General features: G+C 69.4%; 27 protein-coding genes. 9 read left to right on the top strand and 18 right to left on the bottom strand.

Going from position 1 to position 25,036, the window contains the following annotated elements; all coding sequences use genetic code 11:
* Positions 1-82 precede the first annotated feature (82 nt).
* Positions 83-979 carry a LysR family transcriptional regulator ArgP gene (locus IV088_RS02720; RefSeq protein ID WP_291097433.1) on the bottom strand — a complete coding sequence of 299 codons (897 nt, stop codon included), beginning with the start codon at positions 977-979 and terminating at the stop codon, positions 83-85.
* A 73-nt stretch (positions 980-1,052) separates the two neighbouring features.
* On the opposite strand from IV088_RS02720, the gene IV088_RS02715 reads away from it, so the two are divergent.
* The 3 genes from IV088_RS02715 (at position 1,053) to IV088_RS02705 (ending at position 3,121) form a co-directional block, all read left to right on the top strand.
* Positions 1,053-1,751, top strand: a complete 699-nt coding sequence (locus IV088_RS02715) for a LysE family transporter (RefSeq protein ID WP_291097431.1) — start codon at positions 1,053-1,055, stop codon at positions 1,749-1,751.
* A 10-nt stretch (positions 1,752-1,761) separates the two neighbouring features.
* Positions 1,762-2,412, top strand: coding sequence for an FMN-binding negative transcriptional regulator (locus IV088_RS02710; protein ID WP_291097429.1), 651 nt, complete (start codon positions 1,762-1,764; stop codon positions 2,410-2,412).
* A 79-nt stretch (positions 2,413-2,491) separates the two neighbouring features.
* Positions 2,492-3,121 carry an FMN-binding negative transcriptional regulator gene (locus IV088_RS02705; RefSeq protein ID WP_291097427.1) on the top strand — a complete coding sequence of 210 codons (630 nt, stop codon included), beginning with the start codon at positions 2,492-2,494 and terminating at the stop codon, positions 3,119-3,121.
* A gap of 148 nt (positions 3,122-3,269) precedes the next feature.
* On the opposite strand, the gene IV088_RS02700 is transcribed toward IV088_RS02705, so the two are convergent.
* From IV088_RS02700 to IV088_RS02690, 3 genes are all read right to left on the bottom strand, one after another.
* The gene (locus IV088_RS02700; RefSeq protein ID WP_291097425.1) at positions 3,270-3,722 is read right to left on the bottom strand and encodes a response regulator; all 453 of its coding nucleotides are present in this window, start codon (positions 3,720-3,722) and stop codon (positions 3,270-3,272) included.
* The gene (locus tag IV088_RS02695) at positions 3,719-6,448 is read right to left on the bottom strand and encodes a PAS domain-containing protein (protein ID WP_291097423.1); all 2,730 of its coding nucleotides are present in this window, start codon (positions 6,446-6,448) and stop codon (positions 3,719-3,721) included. The genes IV088_RS02700 and IV088_RS02695 overlap by 4 nt, the downstream gene beginning before the upstream one ends.
* A gap of 538 nt (positions 6,449-6,986) precedes the next feature.
* Positions 6,987-8,000, bottom strand: coding sequence for a PHB depolymerase family esterase (locus IV088_RS02690; RefSeq protein WP_291097420.1), 1,014 nt, complete (start codon positions 7,998-8,000; stop codon positions 6,987-6,989).
* A gap of 385 nt (positions 8,001-8,385) precedes the next feature.
* Between IV088_RS02690 and IV088_RS02685 the strand changes: the two genes are divergently transcribed.
* Entirely contained in the window at positions 8,386-8,901 is a 516-nt protein-coding gene (locus tag IV088_RS02685) for a pyridoxamine 5'-phosphate oxidase family protein (protein ID WP_291097418.1), read from the top strand.
* A 16-nt stretch (positions 8,902-8,917) separates the two neighbouring features.
* On the opposite strand, the gene IV088_RS02680 is transcribed toward IV088_RS02685, so the two are convergent.
* Positions 8,918-9,118 (bottom strand): hypothetical protein, encoded by a 201-nt coding sequence (locus IV088_RS02680; RefSeq protein WP_291097417.1) that lies wholly within the window; start codon positions 9,116-9,118, stop codon positions 8,918-8,920.
* 306 nt (positions 9,119-9,424) lie between these two features.
* Between IV088_RS02680 and IV088_RS02675 the strand changes: the two genes are divergently transcribed.
* The 3 genes from IV088_RS02675 to IV088_RS02665 are packed head-to-tail and all read left to right on the top strand — an operon-like array spanning position 9,425 to position 10,271.
* Positions 9,425-9,730 carry a hypothetical protein gene (locus tag IV088_RS02675; protein WP_291097415.1) on the top strand — a complete coding sequence of 102 codons (306 nt, stop codon included), beginning with the start codon at positions 9,425-9,427 and terminating at the stop codon, positions 9,728-9,730.
* 50 nt (positions 9,731-9,780) lie between these two features.
* Positions 9,781-9,996 carry a hypothetical protein gene (locus IV088_RS02670; RefSeq protein WP_291097413.1) on the top strand — a complete coding sequence of 72 codons (216 nt, stop codon included), beginning with the start codon at positions 9,781-9,783 and terminating at the stop codon, positions 9,994-9,996.
* The gene (locus IV088_RS02665; protein WP_291097411.1) at positions 9,987-10,271 is read left to right on the top strand and encodes a hypothetical protein; all 285 of its coding nucleotides are present in this window, start codon (positions 9,987-9,989) and stop codon (positions 10,269-10,271) included. Before IV088_RS02670 ends, IV088_RS02665 begins: the two co-directional genes overlap by 10 nt.
* 159 nt (positions 10,272-10,430) lie before the next feature.
* Here IV088_RS02665 and IV088_RS02660 read toward each other — a convergent pair whose 3' ends face one another.
* The 13 genes from IV088_RS02660 to IV088_RS02600 all read right to left on the bottom strand — a co-directional run bounded on the left by IV088_RS02660 (position 10,431) and on the right by IV088_RS02600 (position 22,842).
* On the bottom strand, positions 10,431-10,817 hold the full coding sequence (locus tag IV088_RS02660; RefSeq protein ID WP_291097409.1) for a hypothetical protein: 387 nt from the start codon (positions 10,815-10,817) through the stop codon (positions 10,431-10,433).
* Between the two features lie 338 nt (positions 10,818-11,155).
* On the bottom strand, positions 11,156-12,085 hold the full coding sequence (locus IV088_RS02655; RefSeq protein ID WP_291097407.1) for a LysR family transcriptional regulator: 930 nt from the start codon (positions 12,083-12,085) through the stop codon (positions 11,156-11,158).
* Positions 12,086-12,122: 37 nt separating this feature from the next.
* Entirely contained in the window at positions 12,123-13,034 is a 912-nt protein-coding gene (locus IV088_RS02650) for an acyltransferase domain-containing protein (RefSeq protein ID WP_291097405.1), read from the bottom strand.
* Entirely contained in the window at positions 13,031-13,927 is an 897-nt protein-coding gene (gene mdcB, locus IV088_RS02645; protein ID WP_291097403.1) for a triphosphoribosyl-dephospho-CoA synthase MdcB, read from the bottom strand. The genes IV088_RS02650 and mdcB overlap by 4 nt, the downstream gene beginning before the upstream one ends.
* A complete protein-coding gene (mdcG, locus tag IV088_RS02640) occupies positions 13,924-14,619 on the bottom strand; it encodes a malonate decarboxylase holo-[acyl-carrier-protein] synthase (protein WP_291097401.1) in 696 nt (231 codons plus the stop codon). Before mdcG ends, mdcB begins: the two co-directional genes overlap by 4 nt.
* Entirely contained in the window at positions 14,616-15,317 is a 702-nt protein-coding gene (locus tag IV088_RS02635; RefSeq protein WP_291097399.1) for a biotin-independent malonate decarboxylase subunit gamma, read from the bottom strand. Before IV088_RS02635 ends, mdcG begins: the two co-directional genes overlap by 4 nt.
* A 17-nt stretch (positions 15,318-15,334) precedes the next feature.
* Positions 15,335-16,243 carry a biotin-independent malonate decarboxylase subunit beta gene (locus IV088_RS02630; RefSeq protein WP_291097397.1) on the bottom strand — a complete coding sequence of 303 codons (909 nt, stop codon included), beginning with the start codon at positions 16,241-16,243 and terminating at the stop codon, positions 15,335-15,337.
* Positions 16,240-16,581: a malonate decarboxylase acyl carrier protein gene (mdcC, locus tag IV088_RS02625; RefSeq protein ID WP_291097395.1), complete on the bottom strand. Its 342-nt coding sequence runs from the start codon at positions 16,579-16,581 to the stop codon at positions 16,240-16,242. The genes IV088_RS02630 and mdcC overlap by 4 nt, the downstream gene beginning before the upstream one ends.
* A gap of 44 nt (positions 16,582-16,625) precedes the next feature.
* Positions 16,626-18,308, bottom strand: coding sequence for a malonate decarboxylase subunit alpha (mdcA, locus tag IV088_RS02620; protein WP_291097393.1), 1,683 nt, complete (start codon positions 18,306-18,308; stop codon positions 16,626-16,628).
* 48 nt (positions 18,309-18,356) lie between these two features.
* The gene (locus tag IV088_RS02615) at positions 18,357-19,727 is read right to left on the bottom strand and encodes an SLC13 family permease (protein ID WP_291097391.1); all 1,371 of its coding nucleotides are present in this window, start codon (positions 19,725-19,727) and stop codon (positions 18,357-18,359) included.
* Positions 19,728-19,949: 222 nt separating this feature from the next.
* Positions 19,950-20,609, bottom strand: a complete 660-nt coding sequence (locus tag IV088_RS02610) for a glutathione S-transferase family protein (RefSeq protein WP_291097389.1) — start codon at positions 20,607-20,609, stop codon at positions 19,950-19,952.
* A gap of 228 nt (positions 20,610-20,837) precedes the next feature.
* Positions 20,838-21,509, bottom strand: coding sequence for a TrkA family potassium uptake protein (locus IV088_RS02605; protein ID WP_291097387.1), 672 nt, complete (start codon positions 21,507-21,509; stop codon positions 20,838-20,840).
* Positions 21,502-22,842 carry a TrkH family potassium uptake protein gene (locus IV088_RS02600; RefSeq protein ID WP_291097385.1) on the bottom strand — a complete coding sequence of 447 codons (1,341 nt, stop codon included), beginning with the start codon at positions 22,840-22,842 and terminating at the stop codon, positions 21,502-21,504. Before IV088_RS02600 ends, IV088_RS02605 begins: the two co-directional genes overlap by 8 nt.
* Before the next feature lie 327 nt (positions 22,843-23,169).
* Here IV088_RS02600 and kdpF point away from each other — a divergent pair, with 327 nt between their 5' ends.
* Positions 23,170-23,262, top strand: coding sequence for a K(+)-transporting ATPase subunit F (kdpF, locus tag IV088_RS02595; protein WP_226465762.1), 93 nt, complete (start codon positions 23,170-23,172; stop codon positions 23,260-23,262).
* Positions 23,259-25,031: a potassium-transporting ATPase subunit KdpA gene (gene kdpA / locus IV088_RS02590; RefSeq protein ID WP_291097367.1), complete on the top strand. Its 1,773-nt coding sequence runs from the start codon at positions 23,259-23,261 to the stop codon at positions 25,029-25,031. Before kdpF ends, kdpA begins: the two co-directional genes overlap by 4 nt.
* Positions 25,032-25,036 lie beyond the last annotated feature (5 nt).

The following is a 25,036-nucleotide window of genomic DNA, read 5'->3' as shown; positions in this document are numbered from 1 at the left end:
AGCGGCGCATCCTAGCAAACGACCCGGGCACGCTCGTGGGTACCAGCGGCCCGCCAGGGTCATTGACGGCGTGCTGAGGAGCTCACAGCGGCCGCAGGTGGTCGCGCGCCGCCGCCAGCATCTGCCGCGTCAGCCCATCGAGCAGGCCCGAGGTAGCCCGCGCCGTCTGCCAGTGCAGCGGCACGTCCAGCGCCTGCCCGGGCACCAGTTCCACCAGCGAGCCGTCGGCCAGGTGCGGCGCGATCAGGGCCTCGGGCTGCAGCCCCCAGCCCATGCCGGCCAGCGCGGCCGTGACGAAGGCCTGGGACGACGGCAAGGTGTGGCGGGGCAGTTCCACATGGCGGTGGCACAGGCGCCGCACCCAGCGCGCCTGCAGCTCGTCCTTGGTGTTGAACACCAGGCTGGGCGCGTGCGCCAGGCTGCCCGCGCCCACCCCGTCGGGGAAGAAGCGCGCCACGAAGGCCGGGGTCGCCGCGGCGAGGTAACGCATGGCGCCCAGCGGCTGGCTGTTGCAACCGGTCGCTGGCCGGGCGTGGCCGGTCACGGCCGCGAGCACGGCCCCGGTGCGCAGCCACTCGGCGGTGTGGTCCTGGTCGTCCACGCTCACGCTCATCAGCACCGGGGCCTGCGCGGCGAACGCGGCCACGGCGGGCGCGAACCAGGTGGCCAGGCTGTCGGCATTGACGGCCACCGGCAGGTTCACGCGCGCCGCGCCTTCGGGCGCGAGGGCCGGCAGCGCGTCGTGCAGCTCGTGCTCCAGCAGCCGCACGCGGTCCATGTGCTGGCACATGCGCCGGCCGGTGTCGGTCGGCAGGCAGGGCTGGCCGCGCACCACCAGCGCACACCCCACGCGCTCCTCCAGCAGGCGCACGCGCTGCGAGATGGCCGAAGGCGTCACGTGCAGCGCGCGGGCCGCGCGGTCGAAACTGCCCTCGCGCACCACGGCGGCCAGAGCGTTGAGGGCGGCATAGTCCAGCATGGATGCAGTTTGACTTAATCGGGTGAAGGAAAGACAGTTTGCCTTCATCACGCAACGCAGGCAATCTCGGTGCATGACTGCTGTTCCTGTGTCCGCCTCGCTGGTGTTTCCCGTCTTCGCCCAGGGCCTGGTCCTGAGCCTGGGCCTCATCGTCGCCATCGGCGCACAGAACGCCTTCGTGCTGCGCCAGGGCCTGCGGCGCGAACACGTGGGCAGCGTGGTGCTGTTCTGCGCGCTGACCGACGCGGCGCTGATCACCGCCGGCGTGCTGGGCATGGCGCAGGCGCTGGGCAGCAGCCCGGGTCTGGCCCGCGCGCTGGCGCTGGCCGGCGCGGTGTTTCTGGCGGTGTACGGCTGGCGGGCGCTGCAGCGCGCGCGGCTGATAGGCCCCCACGCTCCACCGCTGCGCGGGTCGCTGCCCCCCGAGGGGGCTGATCCGGCTTGGGGCGGCCCGGCGCCGGATCGCCTGAGCCGCGGCGCCGCGCTGGCGCAGGCCGCCGCCTTCACCCTGCTCAACCCGCACGTGTACCTCGACACCGTGCTGCTGGTGGGCAGCATCGGCGCCCAGCAACCCGCCGGGCTGCAGGGCTGGTTCGTCGCGGGCGCGAGCATCGCCAGCCTGGCCTGGTTCAGCGCGCTGGGTTTCGGCGCGCGCTGGCTGGCGCCGCTGTTTGCCCGGCCCCGCGCCTGGCAGGTGCTGGACGCGCTGATCGGCCTGACGATGTGGGTGCTCTCCGCGCTGCTGGTGCGCCACGCGCTGCAGAGCGCCTGAGGCCACCACCATGTACCTGCCGCCCTATCACCAGCTCACGGACCGGGACGCCCTCTTCTCGCTGATCGACACGCACCCGCTCGGCACCTGGGTGTGCCAGGGATCGGGCGGCCTGACCGTGAACCACACCCCTTTCGTGCTGGACCGCCGCCGGGGCCCGCACGGTACGCTGCTGGGCCACGTGGCCCGGGCCAACAGCGTGTGGCGCGAGTGGGCCGCGGACACGCCGTGTGTCGTGGCGTTCCATGGCCCGCAGGCCTACATCACACCGGGCTGGTACCCGGGCAAGGCCGAACACGGCCGCGTCGTGCCCACCTGGAACCACACCGTCGCCCACGCGCACGGCGTGGCGCGGGTGGTGGACGACCGAGATGCCTTGCTCGACCTGCTGAACCGGCTGACCGACGCCCAGGAGACCGGGCGTCCCGCACCCTGGCGCGTGGCCGATGCGCCCGCCGATTTCGTGGACCGGCTGATGCGCGCCATCGTCGGCATCCAGATCCCCATCGACCGCCTGGAAGGCAAGCTCAAGGCCAGCCAGGACGAAGCCCGGGCCGACCGGCTGGGCACGGTGAGCGGATTGCGCGCGTGCCCCGATCACACCGCCCAGGCCATGGCCGATCTGGTCCAGAAGGCCCTGGACACCGACGCCCCGACCTGACGCCCGCCGGGCCCGTGCCATCCCGTGTCCCATCGCGTTATAAAACCTCCACCGAACCCCAGCCCCCACCGTCCACGCCATGTACCTCCCCAGCCACTTCGAAGAAACCCGCCCCGGCGAAATGCAGCGCGTGATGCGCGAACACCCGCTGGGCGCGCTCATCACGCAAGGCCCCCACGGCCTGGACGCCAACCACATTCCGTTTGAACTGGACGAGACCAGCGGCCCGCACGGCACACTGCACGCCCACGTCGCACGCGCCAACCCGGTCTGGCGCGAGGTGCCGGCCGACGGTGCCGACGTGCTCGTGGTCTTCCAGGCCAGCCAGGCCTACATCTCGCCCAACTGGTACCCCAGCAAACCCGAACACCACCGCCACGTGCCCACCTGGAACTACCAGGTCGTGCACGCCCACGGCCGCCTGCGCGTGGTGGACGATGAGCGTTTCGTGCGTGGCCTGGTGGCGCGCCTCACGCGCGAGCACGAGCAGCGCTCGCAGCAAGCAAATCCCTGGAAGATGGGCGACTCGGCCCCCGAGTTCATCACCGGCCTGCTGCAGGCCATCGTCGGCATCGAGGTTGAAATCACCCGCCTGGTGGGCAAATCGAAGCTCGGCCAGAACCGCGAAGACCGCGACCGGCTGGGCGCGGCGGCCGGGGTGGCGGGCTTGGGGAATGCGGACGCGGCGCAGGCGATGCGTGGGGTGTGAGGGAGTGAGGCCGGCGGCGGCTTGCCAAGGGCAGCCCCTCAGCGTCGACCATTGACCGACGGGTTCTGGCCAGGCGGACGCGTTTCGCGGCGCCACGGCCTGCCAGGAGAAACGGCCACCTCGGTATCAACGCGGCATCAACGCAGCATCAGCGCGGTATTGGCCGCTCAGGTGGCGGCTCATTGGTTGCAAGCCAGTAGACGCCGAGGCGGGCCACGGTCTCGGCGAAGTCCGCGAAGTCCACCGGCTTCTGCACAAAGCTGTTGCAACCGTTCTCGTAACTCTTCAGGCGGTCCTTCTGCTCGTCGGACGAAGTCAGGATCACCACCGGCAGCAGCTCGGTGCGGGTGTCGGCGCGCAGGCGTTCGAGCACCTCCAGGCCCGACAGCCGCGGCAGGCTGATGTCCAGCAGCACCACCGTGGGCAGGTCGGGGCCGTCGCGGTCGGCGAACTCACCGGCACGGAACAGGTAGTCCAGCGCTTGCTGGCCGTCGCGCACCACGTCGATGCGGTTGGCGAGATGGGCCTTCTTCAGGGCGCGCAAGGTGAGCATCTCGTCCTGCGGGTTGTCTTCGACAAGCAGGATGGTCTTCATGTTCATGTCGTTGACTCCTCTTCCCGCTGGCCCGCCTTGGCCGGCAACACCACTGAAAACGTTGCGCCCTGGCCGGGCACACCGCGCGCGCTGATCTGGCCACCGTGACGCTGCACGATGCGCTGCACCGTGGCCAGACCGATCCCGATGCCTGGAAACTCGTCCTGACGGTGCAGGCGTTGAAAGGCCTTGAACAGACGCGCCGCGTGGGCCATGTCGAAACCGGCGCCATTGTCCGAGACACAGAAACCGGACCGCCCGTCGACCGCGCAGGCGTGCACCCGGATCTTCGGCTCTGCCGTGGCGCCGGTGTACTTCCAGGCGTTGTCGAGCAGGTTGTCCAGCACGCTGGCCATCATGCGCTCATCGCCCGTCACCGTCAGTCCTTGCTCGACCTCGACCGACACGCGACGCGCCGGCTCGGCCGCCGCCAGTTCGGCCAGATGGCGTTGGGCCAGTTCCGACACATCGACACAGTCCATCCGCAAATCGCCGCGCGTGCTGCGCGCAAGCGTCAGCAAGCCCTCGACCAGATCGCTCATCTTGCGACCGGCCAGGACGATCTGCTCAAGATAGATCTTGGCCTCGCTGGGCAAGGAGGCGGCGTGGTCTTCCTGCAGGGCGCTGGAGAAACCGCTCATCGCGCGCAGTGGCGCACGCAGGTCGTGCGAGACGGCGTAGGCAAACGTCTCCAGTTCGTGGTTGGCCGCCGTGAGCTCGGCGGTGCGTTCGGCGACCCGGGCTTCGAGGGTGGCGTTGAGTTCCCGCAGGGCAGCCTCGGCGGCCTTGATGGCGTCGATGTCGGTGTGGGTGCCCCGCATGCGCAGCGGGCGCCCGTCGGCCGCGCGCTCCTGAATCCTGCCCAGCGAGAGGACCCACTTCCAGCCGCCCGCCCGCGTGCGCTGGCGGAACTCGACCCGGATTTCCGGCAGGCGGCCCGCCACGCAATCCTCATAGGCCCGATACACCGCGGGCAGGTCGTCCGGGTGCACGCGATCGCGCCACGCCGCGCTGGTCTCCCGGAAGGTGGCCGGGTCGTGACCCAGCATGGTCGCGTACTCGGGGCTCACCTTGGCATCGCCCGTGGTCAGGTCCAGGTCGTACAGGCCCTGGTTGGCGGCGGTCAGCGCGAGGCGCAGGCGCTCTTCGCTCTCGCGCAGCGCCAGCTCGGCCGCACGGCTCGCGCGGATGTCGCGCATGATGGTGGACAGGAACAGCAGCTTGCCCTGTGGGTCCTTGTGACTGAGGATGAGCTGCGACACCGGGATCTCCTCTCCGCCCGGTCCGAGAACCGCCGTCTCGCCCGACCAGCGGCCTTCCCGGATCGCCGTTTGCAGGCCCTCGTTCAGGATGATGTCGGCCGCCCACCGGGGATGCGCATCGGCGATCACCTCCGACAAGGGACCCTCTGGGGCAATGCCCAGCAACGCGCGCCCCGGTCCATTCAGGTAGATGGGATGGCCCTCGGGATCCGCCATGCTGACGATGTCGCTGGTGGCCTCCAGGATGGAGGCCAGTCGCTGGCGTTCCTGCTCGGCCTGCACGCGCTCGGTGATGTCGCGGTCGACCCCCTGGAACCCCTGCAGTGCACCCTTGGCATCCAGGACGGGTTCTGCGCTGGACTCCAGCACCCGATAGGTGCCGTCCTGGTGGCGCCAGCGGATGACGACGTTGCGCCAGCCGGTCCGATGCGCGCGTGCCGCCTCCAGGGTGGCGCCAAACAACGCCAAGTCATCGGGGTGCACCAGCGTCGCAGGGTCAAGCGCCAGGAAGTCTTCGGGTCGGCAACCCAGGATCTCGGCGGCACCGGGGTTGCTGTAGGTGTGGCGGCCGTTCAGGTCGAGCGCCCAGATCCAGTCAACGGAGTTTTCGGCCAGGTTGCGGAACCGTTCCTCGCTGTCGCGCAGGGCGAGCGTCTGCCGCGCCACTTCGCGCCGCAGCAGGGCCAGGAAACCCAGCGCCAGCGCCAGCAACCCCAGCAGCACCGCCAACCCCCACCAGAAGGCGACCGGCACCCGGGATGGCGCGCTCTGCATCCCCCAGCGCGCCAGCGCCTGAAAGTAGACCGAACCCGTGTCCGCCTGCCAGGCGTCCAGCCGGGCATCGATGGCGGCCAGCAGGTCGCCGTTGCGCCCCTTGGCCGCGGCAAAGTACAGCTTGCTGGGCAGGAACACCAGGCTCGTGGCCGAGAGTCCGTGGCGGCTCGCCGCACCTCCGCCAGAAAAGTGGTTCGCGGCCACCGCGTCGGCCTCGCCGGCGGCCACCATGCTGAAGGCCTCCTCGAAGGACTTCACCGGCACCAGCTCGGCACGCAGCCCGAAGCTGGCCAGCAGGCTCGCCAGATGCTCCTGCTGGACCGAGCCGTCAAGCACGACCACGCGCTTGCCCTCCAGGTCGAGCACCGACTGAAGCTTCACGCCAGGCCCCCGATACACCTGCGACCAGCTGGACAGCGCGGGCACGCGGTGGAAGTCAAAGCGCTGCGCCCGCGATTCGTTGTAGGCCACGTCCGGCATCAGGTCGATGGCGCCCTCCTCCAGCAGCCGCAGACAGCGCTCCCACTCACAAGACACCGCTTTCAGCGTCCAATCCTCGACCTGGGCCACTTCGTGCAGCAAGTCGCCGAGAATGCCGCTGGGCTGCCCTTGTGGCCCGGCCAGCAGCTTGGGCGGGTTCTCGTAGACGCCCACCCGGACCACGCGCGGCGCAGCCTGCACGGCACTTGCGGCCATCACGGCGAGGAAAACAAGGGCTGCGCGACAGTGGCCACTCAAGCGCATGCGGCCCTCTCTCGGCCACGCACGAGCGATGCCGCGACGAATCGACCTGACTTGGGCGTCAAGATGCTTCCGCTAAGGTGTTGGGGCAGCATGTCATGCGTATGAAGTCATGTATTGCACTGTGCGCGCGGCTGAACAGCGCGGAGACCTACCACCAAGTCGTCGAACCACTTTTGGCTGTCCCAATCCACGGGCAACGGAGTGAGGTTGTGCGACTGCAAATCGATGGACCCAGTATAGGGCGGTCCGGGCTGCCGTCGCCGCACACCAGGCGTTGACTGGGCGATGGCCGCTGGCTGCAGTGCGTCGAAATGGGACCATCGAAGCGGCTGGCATCCGCGAGCAGAGGTGCGTTTGAACACGCCAGCTCGCCCACTGCGATCAGGCCACGCCCCGACACCACACCGCGTGCGCGGTCCCTCTCGCCTTTCGGGATATGCCGATGCACATCGGCATGCCGCCGCCGCCCGTCAACCGCCCCCTTCGACCCTCACGCCTCTGCCGGAAACTGCTTGGCCGCAAACGCCCAGGCCATGCGCGAGGCATCCGGCCCTTGCCCGTCGCTGAACGCCTGGCTCGCGGCGCCGCCGCTCCAGGCGTGGGCCAGGCCACTCACGGCGACCAGCGTGGCCACGGTGCTGCCCTTGCGCTTGAAATCGGTGACCGACATCGGGTAGCGCTTGCCCCGCTGCACGCTGCGCGCCGGGCCCGCCTTCGCCCCTGCGGCCTGGGCCCAGGCCTGCGTCGCGGCCAGGCCGTTTTTGGGCGAAACCACCCCGTCGGCGTCGCCGTGGATCACCAGCAAGGGCGGCCAGTGGGCTTCCATCGTGCCCGGGGTGGCCACCAGGGGGTTCGTGGCGCGATGGCCGTGCATGGCGCCCAGCGCCGACAGGGTGGAGTGCGCGGTGCCCGGCGGAACGCCCGAGTGCATGACCACGGCCTTGAAACGCCCCGGGTGCCGGGTGACCACCAGGGCGGCCATGCTCGCGCCGGCCGACAGGCCGGCGATGGCCACGCGCGCCTTGTCCACCGGATACAGCTGGCAGACCTGATCGACCGCCTTCATGATCAACGCGGCTTCGCCGTAGGCCCGGCCGCTGCCGGTGTCGAACCAGTTCCAGCAGCCCTGTGCGTTGGCAAGACGGTCCTGCTCCGGGTAGAGCACCATGAAGCGCTCGCGCATCGCGATGCGGTTCATGCGCGTGCTGGCCGCAAAGCCGTTGGCGTCCTGACCGCAGCCATGCAGCATCACCATCAGCGGCAGGCGCTCGCCGAACTTGACGTCTGGCGGGCGGTAGAGCCGAAAGCGCCGGGCACCCGTCGCGCCCATGACCACGCCGGGAATCCACGCCCCGGCACCGGGAGGCGGCGTGCGCCTGGCCACGGCGGGCTTCAGGGTCTTCTTGAGCGCCCGGGACCCGGAGGCGGTGACCAACCGTGTCATCGCGTTGAGGCTGCGCTCGAAGCTTTTGGCCCAGGTGGACGCGCGAGGTCGTTTCTTCATGCGGGCCATTCTGCGCTGGAATGGCCGATCCTGTCATGGTTTGACCTGATTGCATGAATCACCAAAAAAGAATAGGAAAACCTCAACGACAGCTGGAAACCGGGCGTTGACCTGTGGCCGGCCCAGGCCCGTCAGCCCTCCGGACGTTGCGATCAACGTGCGACAGCGAACAGACCCGCCTCGTGGGTCGTTTTACGGTCTGCATAACGACAAGACACCGCACCGGAAGACGCCATCGCCCTGCGGAAGGCCGGCCAGACGGCCCTGAGCGCGATGGACGGCGCCAGGGTCACGCCCTCCTGGCCCGACAGGCATGAAAGCCCGCCTGGAGGCGCCTTTGGCCTTTGAACAGGTGCCGCTCTTTTTTTTAACACGAGGTTCAACGATGAAAACAGTCCCCCAGACCAACGACGCGCTCGCCCACATCGCCCATTTGATGCAAGACATTCCCGTGGCCATGCTCACCACGGTGGAAGGCGACGGCACGCTGGCCAGCCGGCCGATGGCCGCGCTGCAGATGGACGCCCAAGGCGCTTTGTGGTTCTTCACCGACCTGCGGTCGTCGAAGGTGGAGCACCTGGGTGTGGTCAACCTCAGCTTCTCCGACGCGTCGAGGGGCACCTATGTGTCGCTGTCGGGCCGGGGCGAAATTCTCACCGACCGCAGCTGCATCGAAGCGCTGTGGACGCCCTTCGCCAAACCCTGGTTCCCGGACGGTCCGGGCTCACCGAACCTGGCGCTGCTGAAGTTCGTGCCCGACGCGGCGGACTACTGGGACGCGCCGAACAGCAAGATGGTGCGGGGCTTCGGTGTGCTCGCGTCGATGGTGGCGGGCAAGCCCATCGCGATGGGGGAACATGGCTCGCACACCGGCCTGTCTTCGGCGGCGTCGGTCGCCTAGCGGCAGGCCGCTGAGCTCAGCGCCAGAGCGGCAGCGCCATGCCGCGCAGGCCCAGGGCGGCCTGGCCCGCTCTCAGGACCATCTGTTCCCGATCTTCACGCTGGCCGGACAACAGGCGCAGTTGCCTGGCCGCGGCGTCGTAACCGACGTGGCTCACTTTCATGACCCGCTGCTCCAGCAGGTTCACGGCGTCGTCCCAGGCGACAGGTGCGTTCATGACTGACCCTTGTTGATGGATGGGCCAATTTAGGTGCCTGTCGCCCGGAACACCGTGCGCTGGCGCACATTCCCGCGAAACGAATTGCAACGGCCGCACCGCGCCCGGCGACACGGTTTGACACCAGGCCCCATTGACCGGATCGCCGGCCCCTGCGGCGTTCGATGGCGCACAGACACAGCCGACGAGGCCAGACAGCATGGTCACCTTCGTGCACCGCTTCAGGCCCACCGCGCGCTCAAGCCCTGTGCACGAAGTGCTCGCCACCCCGCTGGCCACCAGCCGGCCCACCCACAAGGAACCGCCATGAACACACCGTCTGCCTTGATCGCGCTCTGCGCCTGTGTGATCTCCCTGAGCGCCTGCGACAAAAAACCGACCACCCCCCCGACGCCAACGCTCTCCCTGCCGGTGCCGTCCGTGTCCGGCGCCACGACAGGGCCGTCCACCGACCCTTCGCTGCCGCCCGCTGCATCGGTGTTTCCACCCGGGACCACCGACCCCGCGCTGGGCGCCACCGACGGCACCCGGAAACCGGCACAGGAATCCGACACCAAGCCCATGCCGGGGCAGAACAACGACCACTCGGCACCGCTCAGCCCGGCCAAATGAGCCGGCAGCCACCACGCCAGTCCAACCCCATGACCCAGGAGGTCCCCACCATGTCCCGTGCCCACGCCCACAAACCCCACCTGCCCGACAACGACGTGCCGGATGAGTTCGAACCGGGCGCGCCGCCCGTCGAGCCCGACGAGGGGCCGGTGCCCCCGGCCATCCCGGACAACCCCGAGCACGACCGGACCATCGACCCCGCGGTCAAGCCCGGTATGCGGGCCCGGCCCCGCCATGCCCCAACGGAGGAAGCCACATGTCCATGACACCCAACAGCCGGCGGCCCATCGGGCGCCAGGTGGCGACACCACCGCGTGGCGCGAAAGCGCCTCTCTCAGGAACCGGATTGCCGCTGCCCCACGAACGCGACGAAACCGTCAACGACACGGCCGAGGCGCCCGATCCCAAGATGGTGCAGGCCAAACGCGACCTCGACGCCGGCCTGGTCGACACCGACATGCGGGCCACCCCCGGCCTGGACGCGAAACGCCGCGCCCGCCTGGTGCCCGGCCCCGGCGGCCAGCCGCCCTCGGGCAGCTGATGCCTCCCGCCGGCCACCCGCCTGCACGTTCTTTCAACGCCCCTCACGTGGTCCCCACAAAGCCCACCCAGGTCAAGCGCGCCGAACCAGACCCGGTACCCGGCATCGCTGGGATGCAGGCCATCCCCGGCGTTCAGTGACGGATCCGCGACGAAGGGGTCATCGGCCGCCGTCGCGGCCCTTGACGGGCACGCGCACAGATTCGGCGGGCTGGGCGTCGGGGCTGTCCGTGCCCTCAGGGCTGGCCGCGGCGCCCGCGGCGGCGCCGCCGAGCGCGCCGGCCACGGCCCCCAGCGTGGCCCCCGCCAGGATGCCCACGGGGCCGGCCACCACGACACCGATGGCGGCGCCCGTGGCCGCCCCGGCCACCATGCCACCACCCACGAGCACCGACTTGCCCTCTCGCACGGCTTCATGGGGTTCCAGCAGCGTCTGCGCTTCGGCATCCGGGTCCTGCGACGGGATGCCTTGACCGGGGTTTGCCTGCAAGGCCATGTCTTCGTCCACTTGCACGGGGTGGGACGGCGGGTTGTTCAAGGCGTTCATGTGCGGCTCCTGCTTCATGGAAAGGTGGCTTCAATGAAGCGCGGTACCGGCCGGTCTGTCTGTGCGCCGGCACACCGACAGACCGGCCCGTGCGCGGTGAAATGAGGCTTCGGGTTCTGTGACTCCGGTTACGGGCCCGCTTGGGAAACTTTCAACTTCAGCACATGGGGCACGTCATGAACAGCATCATTTACATCGTCGGCCTGGTGGTCATCGTTCTGGCCGCCTTGTCCTTCTTCGGTTTGCGCTGAGGCCCGAACCACACGCCGCTCCCGCAGGGACCGCCACGCCACGCGACGCGCGCGACCCGCCGAGGGTGCAGCACCCGCCCGCTCCGCCTACTGCATGGCGCCTTTCACCGTTCGGCACACGGCGAGCAGCGCCAGCAGGTTGGGGTCGCGCTCGCGGCTCTTGAGGAAAGTGAGCGCGATGGACTGGCGAACCAGGTATTTACGCTGCAGGGGAATCAGCCGGACCTCGTGCGGAAGCACGCTCCGGATGCGCCCGGGCAGCAGCGTGCACCCCACCCCGCCGCCCACCAGGTTCATGAGCGAAAAGATGTCTCCCGTTTTCATGACGACCTTGGGGCTGAAATCCGCCACCTTGAAGGCCTCGACAAACGCGTTCTGGGTCACGAAACCGTCCGACAGGCTCACGAAGTTCACGTCCTGGCAAGCGCCCAGGTCGACCGACTCCATGGTCGCGTACACCGAGTCCACCGGGGCGGCGAAAAAGATGTCGTCCTCGAACAGCGGCTCGTGCTCGATGCCCAGGGTGGATTCGGGAATGCCCATGACCGCGGCATCGATGGCGCCCTGGTGCAGCTTCTGGACCAGGTCCGCGTTTGACCCGAGGACCAGCTCCGTGTTCAGCGACGGAAGGCGCTGCCTGAGCCCGAAAAAGATCGCCGGCACCGCGCGGCTGGTCAGCGAGTAGAGCGAGCCGATCCGGATCGTGTCGGCGCCGAAGCCGGCCGCCTGGCGCGTCTCGCCGATGCCGCGCTCCAGCCGCATCAGGAGGTCGCGGGCCACGTCGGCCAGCACGTGGGCCGCGTCGGTGGGGAGCAGGTTGCGGCCTTCGTGTCGAAACAGGGCGCAGCGGGTGCCCTCCTCCAGCCCATGGAGCGCGCGGTGCACGCTGACGGCGCTGGTCTCCAGGCGCTCCGCGGTGCGCGCCAGGTTCCCGGTCTCGATGAAGACCAGCAAGACCTCCAGGCGGCGAAGCGTGATCTCTTCGTTGAAGCGCGAGGGCTGAGGAGTGAGGGTCATGGCGAGGGGCACCGGGCAATGTGGCGATGCTAACGGCTCAATCCTGGTGCGACAGCACCCACCGGACCAGGGCGCCCACGCTGCGAAACTCGTCGGCGCTTCGCGCCGGCACGTCGGCAAAGCGCCGGTTCCAGAGCGACGCCAGCGACTGCCCCGGCCCGAGCTCCAGCACGCAGCGGGGCCCCTGGGCGTGAATCGCATCCATGCACCCGCTCCATTGGACCGTGTGACTGATCTGGCCCGAGAGCGCATCGCACGCGTCCTGCGCGGACCGCACCCGGGTCGCGGTGAGGTTGGCCAACAACGCCAGGTCGGGCCGCTGCAGCCCCTGGCCCGTCAACCACGACCGGACCACGACCGAGGCCTCCCGCATCAGCGGGGTGTGCGACGCCACGGCCACGTTCAAGCGTGTGCACTTGGCCCCCAGGCGCGACAAGGCGTCTTCTGCCGCTTCGATCCGGCGGGCCGTGCCGCCGAGCACGACGCTGTCCGTCCCGTTGTGGATGGCCACGAAAACGCCCTCGCGCTCGCAGACCGCCTGAACCGGCGCCAGCAGCAGCCCGGTCACGCCCAGCAGCGCGCCCCGCTCGTCCGCGCCACAGGCGTCCATGGCCCGGGAGCGGACGTCAGCGAAGTCCAGCGCGACCGTGGGCGACATCACCCCCGCCACCGTGTGCGCCGCGATTTCGCCGACGCTGTAGCCCGCCACCGCCACCGGCCGCGGCAGGCTCGGGCGCAGCTGTTGCCAGGCCGCGATGCCGCACGCCGAAAGCAGGTGCTGCGCGTGCCGGTTGTCCGTCGCCCAGGCGGGGTCGGCGAGCGAGCGCCGCCAGTCATGCACATCGAGCCGCGAGGCGGCCGACACCAACAGTGGGTCGTCGGCGTCCAGCCAGGGCAGCATGTCCGGGTGCTGCATGCCCTGGCCCGGGAACACCAGGGCCAGCGTCATGGCCCGGTTCCCGCGCCACGGACCAGGCGGACCACGAAGCAGGCGGCGGCCAGCATGTCGGCCGACCCGCCCGGGGAGAGCCGGCGGGCCACAAAACCCGTGTGCATGGACCGCAACGTGTCCATGGCGGCCGGGTGGGCCATGCCGCCCGCCGCCAGGAAGGCGGTCGCCCCGTTGCGCGCGTGGGCCAGGCCTTCCCGACCGCCCCGGTGCGCCAGGTTGCAGTCGTCGAGCACGGCCATGGTCGCCATCAACGCCTGCAGGCGCGCGGTCTCCGGGGACGCCCCCCGGTCCAGCCAGGTGCTCAGCGTGGGAACGGTCGTGGTGAACAGCACGGGGAACCCCAGCGCAGCCTCCTCGGACGCGCTGCGCAGCCCGTGCCGGTGCGCGGCCACGCCGCCCGGCAACCCGGACCGCCGGGCGCATCGCGCCGTCAGGGCGTCGCCCCAGGTGTCCAGCAGCGCCTGCCTCAAGGCGTCGGCGCTCACCGCCGCGTCCCTGGCCAGCATGGCCCCGGCCGCGGCACAGAGCAGCCCCATGCTGAAAATCGCGCCCCGGTGGGTGTTCACGCCCTGGGTGGCCGCGAGCATGCGCCGCTCGGCGGCCAGCCCACAGGCCTCCAGCGCCGGGAACCCCTGCCGCTGCGCACCGAGCACCGCCATCTGCGGGAAGTAGTGGCGCAAGGCAAACAGGCTGCGCATGAACGTCTGGCCGTCCATGTCCCGGTGGCTGCCCGCATCGACGAACGACACCAGCCCGGGCTTGGGAAAGAGCGCCACCTCGTCGTACAGGGCGGTCACCGCCAGCGGGGCCATGCGGGCCAGCGCGCCGCGCGCGCGCGGCCCCTCGGCCGGCACGGCCGAGGGCGGAGTGGCGGCGCGTCGGGCCCTCATGCCACGCTCAACTCGGGCGATTCGACCCACCGGCGCTGCGTGAACACCAGCGAGTCCGCCAGCGCCACCCCGTGGGCCGACTTCACGAGGATCGACGCGGTCGTCCCAGCCCGCCACGACAGCCATTCGCGCCACGACACCGCCGACCCGTTGCCAAACACCAGCTCGCCGTCCACCCGGGGCGCCAGGCCCAGCCGCCCGTGCTGGCCCAGCAGACCGGCGGCCACATCGGCCTCTTCAGGCCCGCCCACGAACACCAGCAGGTCCACATCGGAGCCCGGGTGGAGGTAGGCCAGATCGGTGAGCAGTTGCCAGCCGAAGCTGCCATACACGCGGCAGCGAAGGCCCGCCGACGAGAGCGCCTGAAAGAGCGCCTGCCATGCCGACCGGTCCTCCCGCGGCATCAGCCTGCAGGCCAGCTTCGCCTCGGGAAATCCATCGAAATACGCGATGTCGCTTTGCCTGACCAGGAGCGGCACACGCACCCGGCCCCACTGCAGCGGCGCGGCGATGCCCACCGACACGCCGCCGTCGCCAGGCACCGCCTGGCAGGCTTGCCGGGTCACCACGACCGGCAAGCCCTGGTCCGCCCAGTGCCGCAGGCAGAGCGACGCCTCCGCCGAGGCGGCCTGCCCGGCGGCCCTGGCCCAGCCGGCCGCGTTCAGGCGGATCAGCTGGTGACGAGCGATCATGGCGCGTCCATGACCCGCTGGATCACCGACGCCGCCAGCTGGCGCCCGCCGCGCTGCGCACCCAGCGCGGCGCGGGTGTCCACCGTCGACAAGCCGTTGAGCGCCTGGGCGAGTTCGGCCTGGAGGTCCGGCCCCCAGATGCGGCGCACACCGCCCATGGCCTCGTAGTTGCCCACCCCGGGCGCGAACACCGGGTTGGTCTTCGACAGATCCTCCAGCAGCGCTTCAGAGAGCTTGGTCACGCGGGCCATGGCGGGAATGCGCATGACGCGGATCTCCGCCTCGGGCAAGGCGTCGCAGGCGTTCGCGATCAGGCCCGAGGTGATGAAGCCGCCCGACAGCGCCTGGTCGTACACCAGGCCCAGCACGGCATGCCCCTGGCGGCGGGCCAGGTCGATGCACATGCCCAGGTGGGCCATGGCCCGGTTGATGCCGAGCAGCTCGTCCCGGCGGCGCAGCTGCTGCCCCTGGGTGTCGATGAACAGCAGGATGGGCCGGCCCGGGTGGGTGGCCACGGTGTCCAGCACCACGCGGGCCTGGGCCAGCGCCAGCGCCACGCCGATGGGCGCGTGGTCGGTGGTGCCGACCACGGTCAGCGTCTGGCCCTGGAAAGTCGCTTCGCCGGACAGGAAGCTGCCGGTCTGTTGAATCGTGTGCGCCGGGCCAAACAGGCCAGCGGCAAGGTCACGCCATTGCATGCGGTCTCTCCTGGTGGTCAGTGGCGAAGGGCGAGCAGCTGGGCGACGTCCATGTCGGGCACCCGCTCGCTGTGGGGCACCCCAAGCCGGGACCACAGCGTCACCGCCTCGCCGCCGTCGGACGGCCAGGCGTCTTCGGGCATCAGGGTGAGCCGCGCCGCCAGCAGCGCGTGCTCACGCTCCAGGCTGTCCAGGCTCACGGGGTCGCTGGCGTTCAGGTGGCGCAGGGCCGCCGCGCGAAAGGCCGCCATGTCGTCTTCCACCAGCTCGTCGCAGTCGCCGCTCAGCCAGCGGTGCTTGCCGCCCGTGGTGCGCCACACCAGCGCCCGGTCCCGCGAGTCGAACTCGTCGACACCGTGGCTGGCCTCGATGACCTCGGGGCCCGACATCGCGAGGCGGCCCATGTCGCTCATGATCACCCGGTCGGCGCAGCGCGCGACGATGCCCATGCCACCAAAGCAGCCGTTGAGCCCGCCGATGAGGAACAGCACGGGCACGCCGGCCGCCCGCACGTCCAGCACGGCGCGCATGACCTCGGAGACCGCGATCAGCCCGGCATTGGCCTCGTGCAGCCGGACGCCGCCCGATTCGGCCAGGAAGACCACGGCCCTGGGGCGTTCGAGCTGTGCGCGCTTCAGCAGGCCCACAAGCTTGGCGCCGTGCACCTCGCCCACGCCGCCGCCCATGAAGCCGCCCTCCTGCGCGGCGACGAACACGCGCTCACCGCCCAGCAGCGCCCGGCCGATGATCACACCGTCGTCGAAGGCCGACGGCACCCCCAGCTGCGCGAGGTGGGGGCTCATGTGCTTCTCGACCGGTGGCAGCCATTCGTGAAAGCTGCCCTCATCGAAGAGGTGCTGGATGCGCTCGCGCGCCGAACACTCGGCGCAGCTGATGGACGGCAGGGTGTCTTGCGGCGCGTTCATGCGGTCCTCTCTTTCAGTTCGGCCACGGCCTGGTCCAGCCGCAGGCTCACGACCGCCGGGGTGGCCCCCATGTCGTTGACCGACACCTTGACGCCCGTGAGCGGATGCCGCGCGAAAAAGTCGGCCACGACCGCCGTCCAGATCGGCGCAAACCCGCGCGCCGAGGTGGAGACGTGGACCGTGCAGCCGGGGTTGTCGCTGGGCTCGATCAGCACCTCCAGGTTGCCGGAGCCGACCACGCCGACCAGCACCGCGTGGGACACGGGGGGCACAGCGGTCGCCTGCGCGGCGTTCCCCGAGCTGAACTCGAGGGTTTCCAATCCGGGTTCGATGGCCATGGTGTTGTCCTTCTCTTGTCAATGTCGGGTGGGTGTGCCGTGGCTCACCAGTTCCTGAAGCGCCGGGGCGGCTGGTAGAGACCGCCCGAGGCCCGCACCAGGTCCCGCATGCTGCGGGCGGCGAGCAGGTTGCGCGTCGCATCGCGCGGGTCGATGCCCAGGTCCTGGGGCCGGCGGATCACGCCACGGTCGCGCAGGTTCTCCACCATGCGCCGGTCCCTGGCCAGGCCGACCGCCGTGTAGCCCGCCACACCGCGGATGGCCTGTTCGCGCTCCTCGTCCGTGCGGCACAGGAGCAGGTTGGCGATGCCCTCTTCGGTCAGCACGTGCGAAACGTCGTCCCCATAGACCATGATGGGCGGCAGGGCCATGCCCGTCTGCTCCTGCAGGCTCCAGGCGTCGAGGCGCTCGACAAAAGCCGGCTGCATGTGTTCCCGGAAGGTCTCGACCATCTGCACCACCAGCTTCTGCCCCCGGGGCGTGCCGGCGGCGCCGGTTTTGCCCGCCCGCGCCTCCGCGCCGGCCTTCAGCCAGGCCGGGCTCGCGTGCCGCCGCCCCCGCGCATCGGCCCCCATGTTGGGCGCCCCGCCGAAGCCGGCGATGCGGCCCAGCGTGGCCGTCGAGCTGTTGCCGTCCAGGTCCATCTGCAGCGTCGAGCCGATGAAGAGGTCGCAGGCGTAGTGCCCCGCCGCCTGGCACATCGCGCGGTTGCTTCGCAGGCTGCCGTCCGGGCCGGTGAAGAACACGTCCGAACGCGCGCGGATGTAGTTCTCCATGCCCAGCTCCGAGCCGAACGAGTGGATGGACTTCACCCAGCCGGCCTCGATGGCGGGGATCATGGCCGGGTGCGGGTTCAGCGCCCAGTGCTGGCCGATCTGGCCCTTCAGACCCAGCGATTCGGCGTAGGTCGGGAGCAGCAGCTCGATGGCGGCGGTGTCGAAGCCGATGCCGTGGTTGAGGCGCTGAACGCCGTAGCCGGCGTAGATGCCCTTGATCGCCATCATGGCCATCAGCACCTGCACCTCGCTGATCTGCGCCGGGTCCCGCGTGAACAGCGGCTCGATGAAGTGCGGGGTCGGCGCGGGCACGACGAAGGTCACCCAGTCCGCCGGGATGTCGATGCGCGGCAGCGTGGTCGTCGCCCCGTCCACCAGCTCGTTGACCTGCGCGATCACGATGCCGCCCGAGAAGGCCGTGGCCTCCACGATCGCCGGGGTGTCTTCGGTGTTGGGGCCGGTGTACAGGTTGCCGGCGGCGTCGGCGGCCTGGGCCGCCACCAGCGCCACATGGGGCGTCAGGTCGACGAAGTAGCGCGCAAAGAGCTCCAGGTAGGTGTGGATGGCGCCGATCTGGATCTGCCCGGCCGAGGCCAGCTTCGCCAGGCGCGCGCCCTGGGGGCCGGAGAAGCTGAAGTCGAGCCGGCTGGCGATGCCGTTCTCGAACACGTCGAGGTGCTCGGGCAAGGCCAGCACCGACTGCACCATGTGCAAGTCGTGGACCTTCTCCGGGTTCAGCCCGACCAGCGCCTTGGCCAGGAAGTCCGCCTGCTTCTGGTTGTTGCCCTCCAGGCAGACCCTGTCGCCGGGCTGGAGCACCACCTCCAGCAGCGTGGCGATGGCGGCGGCGTCCACGCACTTGCCCTTCAGGTGGGCGCCGAGGGCGTTCTCTGCCTGGGTGAGCAGCGCCTGCCGCCGCAGGGCCCGGGTGTTCCAAGTGGGGGTGTGCATATCGGTCTGGGTCCTGGTCATGGAAAAAAGCAGACGTCCTTCAAGCCATCAGAGCACCACGAAGAGCAGCCACACCAGCACGGGGGCCACCACGGTCACGATGGCACCGTACACCATCAGCTGCCGGAAGAACGTGTCACGGTCGATCCCCCTGGCATTGGCCAGCACCAGCGCACCGTTCGTGGAGAAGGGACTGACGTCCACGATGGTGGAGGACACGGCCATGGCCGCGATGAACCCCACCGCCCCGACGCCCGTGTCCCCCTGCAGGAACGGCACCGCCAGCGGAATGAGCGAACCGAGGACCGCGGTGGAAGAGGCAAAAGCGGAGATCACGGCGCCCACGAAACACAACAGCAGCGCGGCCATGAGCGGTGAGGTCAGGCCGGCCACGCTGTGGCCCACGAAGTCGATGGTGCCCATTTTTTGCAGCACCCCCACGTAGGTGCTTACCCCAACGATCAACATGATCTCGGGCCACGACACCTGCCCCAGCGCCCGCTTCTGCAGGCCGGGTGCCATGAGGGTGAGCAGCAGGCCGATCGTGATCGACACGAAGCCGATGTCCTGCTTGTAGAACAGCGTCAGCACGGCCAGGGCCAGCAGACCGATGACGGTCATCCACTGGTACCAGCGCTGCCCGCCAACTGGCTGGGCGCCGGCGTCCGCGTCCAGCAGTGAAGGGCCCACCTTGCCAGAATCCAGGCCCTCCTGCATCGACTCGCCCTCCGCGTCGCCATACACCTGCGCACCGCCCTGGCCATGGGCCACCTGCGCCACCCCGAAGCCGCTGGCAGACACGTCGGCCTGCCGGCGGATCAGCTTCATGCCCCCCATCAGCACGAACAGCAGGACGGCGACGCCCAGGTTGATCACCATGCTCGCCGTCATGGTGGCGATCGGGTCCAGCGGCAGGTTGGCGGACGCCACCACCTTGTTGGTGATGCCGCCGTAGATGCTGATGGGCGAGAAGCCGCCGCCCTGGGCGCCGTGGATCACGAAGAGCCCCATCATCAGCGGGTTGATGCCGTATTTCGCGGCAAACCCCAGGGCAATCGGCGCGATGATCGCCACCGCTGCCGGGCTCACCGCGCCGACAGCGGTGAGGCCCGCCGCGATGAAGAACATGATCCAGGGGATGGCCGCGATGCGCCCCCGGACCGCCCGCACGGCCATGCGCACGAGCCAGTCGATGGTGCCGTTGTTCTGGGCCAGGGCGAACAGGTAGGTGATGCCGACGAGCGTCAAAAAGAGGTCGGCCGGGAAGCCCGCCATGATGGCCTTGGCATTGAGCCCGGCCACCAGCACCCCGACGAGGAAGGCGCCGACAAACGCGATCACCCCCATGTTGATGGGCAAGGCGGTGGCCATCACAAACATGGCCCCCAGCACGCCGATGGATATCCAGTGCGAATTCATGGTCTTGTCTCCGTTGTGGGCCCACATCAGAATCGGTGGGCTCTGGCAGCGAAGATAGGTCGACCGCGCCCGGCCATCAATCAAGCGGCGAGCGCAACACTTTCATTCCACGGAACGATCCGTGCACGGAACCACGCCGCGGTGGATGAGGCGGCGCCAGCGTTCCTCGCTGCGGGAGGCGCGATCGGTCCGGGAAGCGCTCGACGTGCGTCTCGCGCTGTGTCAGTCCCGCTCCGGCGCGCCCAGCGGAAAGAACGAGCGGAACGGCCGTGCCTCTTCGACCGCGCGGGCAAACGACGGGCGGGCCAGCAGGCGCGAGCGGTAGGCGCGCAGCAGCGGGTGGGCCTCGGAAATCGGGTGCACCCAGTCGGCGTAGAACAGCGAGGGCGCGGCCGCGCAGTCGGCCAGCGTGAAGTGTTCGCCTGCGGCCCAGGTCTTGCCGGCCAGGTGCCCTTCAAGCCAGCCGTAGGCGCGCTCCAGCCGCTCGCCGGCGATGGCCCGTCCTTTGTCGACCGTCATCGGATACCGCTGCAGCGCGGTGTCCACCGCGAGCTGCATCGCGCTCATCACGTACAGGTCGAAATAGCGGTCGAGAAAGCGCACGTCCAGCGCCGCCATCGGATCGGCGGGCAGCAGGCACACCGGGCCGGGGTGGGCGAGCTGCAGGTACTCGATGATCAGGCTGGTCTCGACCACCTGGCGTTCGCCGTCCAGCAGCAGCGGGAACCGGGCGATGGGCCAGCGCCGCAGCCACTCGGCCGCGTGCTCCGGCGTGTCGGGCCCGATGCAGCGGAACTCGAAGGGGGTGCCGTTCTCGTAGAGCGCGATGAGCGCCTTTTGCGTGTAGGAGGAAAAGGGGTGACCGTAGAGCGCGAGCGACATGGCTGGGCATCCTGATGCAGCAGATTGACGATGGAGCCGGTTCTTTATACGCGCGTTGGGCGCTGCTGCGCGAACCACCCAGCGGGTGGAATTGCCGCACTGCAGGGAGGCGCAGTTCGGCTCGGCCGTGGTGGCGACCAGCCAATCAGCCAATGGGGTGGCTGCGGCAGCGATGCGTGCAGTGGACGGCCCTGGCGAAGAACGTCTGATGTCTGGGTCGCACCGGAATCAGTACAGCGCGGCAAACTGCTCGATCAGAGGGGTCGGCCCCGCCAGGATCAGGTGATCCCCCGGCTTGATCTCGGTTTCGGGCTTGGCGTAGATGAAATCCTGGTGGCGGCGCTTGATGCCCACCACCGTGATGCCGTGCTTCTTGCGCACGTTCGACACCGCCAGCGTCTTGTTGTGGGTTTCCATCGGCGCGCGGGTCTTGGCAATCGCAAAGCCGTCGTCGAACTCGATGAAGTCCATCATCTTGCCCGTCACCAGGTGCGCCACCCGTTCGCCCATGTCGGCCTCGGGGTAGATCACGTGGTGCGCGCCCACCCGCTCGGCGATGCGCCCGTGCTGCGGGCTGTTGGCCTTGGCCCAGATGTCCTTCATGCCCATCTGCGCCAGGTTCAGCACCGTCAGCACGCTGCACTCCAGGTTGGCGCCGATGCTCACCACCGCGTGCGAGAACTCGGTCACCGAGAGCTGCTGCAGCGCCACCAATTCGGTCGAATCGGCCCTTACCACGTGGGGCAGCTCGTGCGCCAGGTCCTGGACCACCTCCTCGCTGGCATCGATGGCCAGCACCTCGTGGCCCGCGGCCACCAGCGAGCGCGCCACGGCGGCGCCAAAACGCCCCAGCCCGATGACGACCACGCTGTCGCCCCGCTTTGAATCTGATTTAGCCAACAATGGGTTTCTCCTCTGGGTAACGGTAGGCTCGGGGCACCTGGTTGATCGCCAGCGCCAGCGCCAGCGTGACCACGCCCACGCGACCGGCGTACATCAGCGCAATGATCACGCCCTGCGCGCCGGGCGGCAGCTCGGCCGTGATGCCGGTGGACAGGCCCACCGTGGCAAACGCCGACACCACTTCAAACATCAGTTTCTCCAGCGGCAAACGGTCCGCCAGCGGGATGATGAGCAGCAGGCCCAGCGACACCGCCGCCCCGCTGAGCACCAGGATCGACAGCGCCTGGCGCTGCACCTGGGTGCCGATGCGCCGCCCGCGCAGCTCCACATCGGCCCGGCCGCGGATCTCGCTCCAGACGATCAGCAGCAGCAAAAACACCGTGGTCACTTTCACGCCACCTGCCGTGCCCGCGCTGCCACCGCCAATGAACATCAGCACGCAGTGCAGCACCAGCGATTCCAGCCCCAGCGCGCCGATGTCCACCGCATTGAAGCCCGCCGTGCGCGCCGACACCGAGGTGAACAGCGCCGCCAGCCACTGGTCCACAAAACCCAGCGGCCCCAGCGTCTTGGGGTTGTTGTGTTCCACCAGCCACAGCGCCAGCGTGCCCAGCAGCACCAGCGCGGCCGAACCCCAGACCGTGAGCGTGGTGTGGATCGACCAGCGCGCGTGCCGCTTGCGCCGGTTGGCCCAGAGCTCGGTGATGACTGGAAACCCCAGCCCGCCCACCACGATGGCCAGCATCAGCGGCCCCAGCACCCAGCCGTCGGTCACATGACGCATCACGCTGTCGGGCCAGGTCGAAAACCCCGCGTTGTTGTAGGCCGAGACCGAATGGAACGCGCCCTGCCACAGCGCCTCGCGCCAGCCCAGGCCCATCGTCATGGCAAAGCGCGCCGCCAGCCACAAGGCCACAAGACCTTCGACCACCACCGTCACGACCAGCACCATGCGCGCCACCGAGCGCACATCGCCCAGCGACAGCGCGTGCGTTTCCGACTGCAGCAGCAGCCGCGTGCGCAGCTTCATGTGGCCGCCGATCAGCAGCCCCATCAGCGTGGCCGAGGTCATCATGCCGAAGCCGCCGAGCTGGAACAGCGCCATCACCAGGCCCTGGCCCAGCGGGCTCCAGTAGGTGCCCGTGTCCACCACCACCAGCCCGGTCACGCACACCGCCGAGGTGGCCGTGAACAGCGCTGTGAGCCACGGGGCGCTCTCTCCGCTGGCGCTGGCCCAGGGCAGCATCAGCAGCGCCGTGCCCAGCGAAATGGTGGCCAGAAACGCCAGGGCTAGCACGGCGGCGGGGTGGGTGGGCAGGTGGTTCTTCATCAATGGCGCGGACGCTCGGGAAGGTTCCAGTCTAGCAACCCACCGCATACGCCTTGACCGGGGCGTTCTTGATGCGTTCTTGATACCCGCACAAGGAGTCTTTCCCCCGTCTTGACATGCCGTTTCTTAGCATCGGTGGCATGTCTTGAACGGAGGTATCCATGGACTTCATCTATCTCGGCCTGGCTGCCGCATGCGGCCTGGTCATCTGGGGGCTGGCACTGGTCTGCCATCGCCTGCAACCCACCGAAGGGAGGCGGTCATGAGCGCCGCGCCGGGCCGCCCCAAGCCAGCTCGCACCGCAGCGCATCGCGCGGAGGTATTCCTATGAACGGCTGGACCTTGCTCGCCGCGCTGCTCGCGGGCGGCCTTCTGATCTACCTGGTGGCCGTGCTGCTGCGGCCGGAGGACTTCTCATGAACACCCAGGCATGGCTGCAACTCGCGGTCTTCCTCACCCTGCTGCTCGCACTGGCCTGGCCGCTGGCGCGTGCGATCACCGCGGTGATGACCGGCCGCTTCGCGCTGGGTCAGCGCATCGAAGCGCCGCTGTGGCGCCTGGCCGGTGTCCGGCCCGAGCGCGAAACCGGCTGGCTGCGTTACGCGCTGGGCCTGCTGGTGTTCAACGCCCTGGGCATGCTCGCGGTGTACACGCTGCAGCGCCTGCAGGCGATGCTCCCGCTGAACCCGCAGGCCTTCGGTGCGGTCACGCCCGACTCGGCCTTCAACACCGCCATCAGCTTCATGAGCAACACCAACTGGCAGGGTTATGGCGGCGAGACCACCATGAGCCACCTGACGCAGATGCTGGGACTGACGGTGCAGAACTTCCTCTCGGCCGCCACCGGCATCGTGGTGGTGATCGCGCTGGTGCGCGGCTTCTCGCGCCACTCGGTCAAGTCCATCGGCAACGTGTGGGTCGACCTGACCCGCGCCACGCTGTGGGTGCTGCTGCCGCTGTCGCTGGTGCTGGCGCTGTTCTTTGCCGGCCAGGGCGTGGTCCAGAACCTCTCGCCCTACACCGAGGTGAAGACGCTGGAGACCGTGAGCTGGTCAACCAGCACCCCGGCGGCCGAAGGACAACCCGCGCAGACCGAGGCGCACAGCAGCCACTCGCAGACCCTGGCCATGGGCCCGGTCGCCTCGCAGCTGGCCATCAAGATGCTGGGCACCAACGGGGGCGGATTTTTCAACGCCAACTCTGCGCACCCCTACGAGAACCCCACGCCGCTGTCCAACTTCGTGCAGATGCTCAGCATCTTCCTGATCCCCGCCGCCCTGTGTTTCGTGTTCGGCCGCATGGTGGGAGACCAGCGCCAAGGCTGGGCGGTGCTCGCTGCGATGACGCTGCTGTTCGTGACCTTCGTGATCGCCGCCACCAGCTTCGAGCAGCAGGGCAACCCGGCGCTGGCCGCGCTCGGTGCCGACCAGGCCGCCAGCGCCCTGCAGGCCGGCGGCAACATGGAGGGCAAAGAGGTGCGCTTCGGCATCAACGCGTCGAGCCTGTTCGCGGTGACCACCACCGCGGCGAGCTGCGGCGCCGTGAACGCCATGCACGACAGCTTCACACCGCTGGGCGGCATGGTGCCGATGGTGCTGATGCAACTGGGCGAGGTGGTGTTCGGCGGTGTCGGCGCGGGCCTCTACGGCATGCTGGTGTTCGCCATCATGGCGGTGTTCATCGCCGGCCTGATGATCGGGCGCACGCCGGCCTACCTGGGCAAGAAGATCGAGGCGCACGAGATGAAGATGGTCTCCATCGCCATCCTGGTCACGCCCCTGCTGGTGCTCGTGGGCACGGCCGTGGCGGTGATGACCGACGCCGGTCGCGCCGGCATCCTGAACCCGGGCGCCCACGGCTTCAGCGAGGTGCTCTACGCGCTGTCTTCGGCGGCCAACAACAACGGCAGCGCCTTCGCCGGTCTGTCGGCCAACACGCCGTTCTACAACGTGCTGCTCGGCCTGGCGATGGTGTTCGGTCGCTTCGGCGTGATCGTGCCGGTGCTGGCCATGGCCGGCTCGCTCGCCGCCAAGCAGCGCGCCAGCGCCACCGACGGCACCCTGCCCACCCACGGCCCGCTGTTCGTGGCCTTGCTGATCGGCACTGTGTTGCTGATCGGCCTGTTGAACTATGTGCCTGCGCTGGCGCTGGGCCCGGTGGCCGAGCACCTGATGCTGTGGGCACGCTAAAGGGA

Source organism: Hydrogenophaga sp., assembly GCF_018780075.1.
Classification (GTDB): Bacteria; Pseudomonadota; Gammaproteobacteria; order Burkholderiales; family Burkholderiaceae_C; genus Hydrogenophaga.
This window is presented reverse-complemented; position numbering and strand designations above follow the sequence as displayed.

What these genes read in the sequence shown, in the direction of transcription:
- IV088_RS02720 (WP_291097433.1), bottom strand. Translation starts at nt 979, where the DNA reads ATGCTGGACTATGCCGCCCTCAACGCTCTGGCCGCCGTGGTGCGCGAG.
- IV088_RS02715 (WP_291097431.1), top strand. Translation starts at nt 1,053, where the DNA reads ATGACTGCTGTTCCTGTGTCCGCCTCGCTGGTGTTTCCCGTCTTCGCC.
- IV088_RS02710 (WP_291097429.1), top strand. Translation starts at nt 1,762, where the DNA reads ATGTACCTGCCGCCCTATCACCAGCTCACGGACCGGGACGCCCTCTTC.
- IV088_RS02705 (WP_291097427.1), top strand. Translation starts at nt 2,492, where the DNA reads ATGTACCTCCCCAGCCACTTCGAAGAAACCCGCCCCGGCGAAATGCAG.
- IV088_RS02700 (WP_291097425.1), bottom strand. Translation starts at nt 3,722, where the DNA reads ATGAACATGAAGACCATCCTGCTTGTCGAAGACAACCCGCAGGACGAG.
- IV088_RS02695 (WP_291097423.1), bottom strand. Translation starts at nt 6,448, where the DNA reads ATGGCCGCAAGTGCCGTGCAGGCTGCGCCGCGCGTGGTCCGGGTGGGC.
- IV088_RS02690 (WP_291097420.1), bottom strand. Translation starts at nt 8,000, where the DNA reads ATGAAGAAACGACCTCGCGCGTCCACCTGGGCCAAAAGCTTCGAGCGC.
- IV088_RS02685 (WP_291097418.1), top strand. Translation starts at nt 8,386, where the DNA reads ATGAAAACAGTCCCCCAGACCAACGACGCGCTCGCCCACATCGCCCAT.
- IV088_RS02680 (WP_291097417.1), bottom strand. Translation starts at nt 9,118, where the DNA reads ATGAACGCACCTGTCGCCTGGGACGACGCCGTGAACCTGCTGGAGCAG.
- IV088_RS02675 (WP_291097415.1), top strand. Translation starts at nt 9,425, where the DNA reads ATGAACACACCGTCTGCCTTGATCGCGCTCTGCGCCTGTGTGATCTCC.
- IV088_RS02670 (WP_291097413.1), top strand. Translation starts at nt 9,781, where the DNA reads ATGTCCCGTGCCCACGCCCACAAACCCCACCTGCCCGACAACGACGTG.
- IV088_RS02665 (WP_291097411.1), top strand. Translation starts at nt 9,987, where the DNA reads ATGTCCATGACACCCAACAGCCGGCGGCCCATCGGGCGCCAGGTGGCG.
- IV088_RS02660 (WP_291097409.1), bottom strand. Translation starts at nt 10,817, where the DNA reads ATGAACGCCTTGAACAACCCGCCGTCCCACCCCGTGCAAGTGGACGAA.
- IV088_RS02655 (WP_291097407.1), bottom strand. Translation starts at nt 12,085, where the DNA reads ATGACCCTCACTCCTCAGCCCTCGCGCTTCAACGAAGAGATCACGCTT.
- IV088_RS02650 (WP_291097405.1), bottom strand. Translation starts at nt 13,034, where the DNA reads ATGACGCTGGCCCTGGTGTTCCCGGGCCAGGGCATGCAGCACCCGGAC.
- mdcB (WP_291097403.1), bottom strand. Translation starts at nt 13,927, where the DNA reads ATGAGGGCCCGACGCGCCGCCACTCCGCCCTCGGCCGTGCCGGCCGAG.
- mdcG (WP_291097401.1), bottom strand. Translation starts at nt 14,619, where the DNA reads ATGATCGCTCGTCACCAGCTGATCCGCCTGAACGCGGCCGGCTGGGCC.
- IV088_RS02635 (WP_291097399.1), bottom strand. Translation starts at nt 15,317, where the DNA reads ATGCAATGGCGTGACCTTGCCGCTGGCCTGTTTGGCCCGGCGCACACG.
- IV088_RS02630 (WP_291097397.1), bottom strand. Translation starts at nt 16,243, where the DNA reads ATGAACGCGCCGCAAGACACCCTGCCGTCCATCAGCTGCGCCGAGTGT.
- mdcC (WP_291097395.1), bottom strand. Translation starts at nt 16,581, where the DNA reads ATGGCCATCGAACCCGGATTGGAAACCCTCGAGTTCAGCTCGGGGAAC.
- mdcA (WP_291097393.1), bottom strand. Translation starts at nt 18,308, where the DNA reads ATGCACACCCCCACTTGGAACACCCGGGCCCTGCGGCGGCAGGCGCTG.
- IV088_RS02615 (WP_291097391.1), bottom strand. Translation starts at nt 19,727, where the DNA reads ATGAATTCGCACTGGATATCCATCGGCGTGCTGGGGGCCATGTTTGTG.
- IV088_RS02610 (WP_291097389.1), bottom strand. Translation starts at nt 20,609, where the DNA reads ATGTCGCTCGCGCTCTACGGTCACCCCTTTTCCTCCTACACGCAAAAG.
- IV088_RS02600 (WP_291097385.1), bottom strand. Translation starts at nt 22,842, where the DNA reads ATGAAGAACCACCTGCCCACCCACCCCGCCGCCGTGCTAGCCCTGGCG.
- kdpF (WP_226465762.1), top strand. Translation starts at nt 23,170, where the DNA reads ATGAACGGCTGGACCTTGCTCGCCGCGCTGCTCGCGGGCGGCCTTCTG.
- kdpA (WP_291097367.1), top strand. Translation starts at nt 23,259, where the DNA reads ATGAACACCCAGGCATGGCTGCAACTCGCGGTCTTCCTCACCCTGCTG.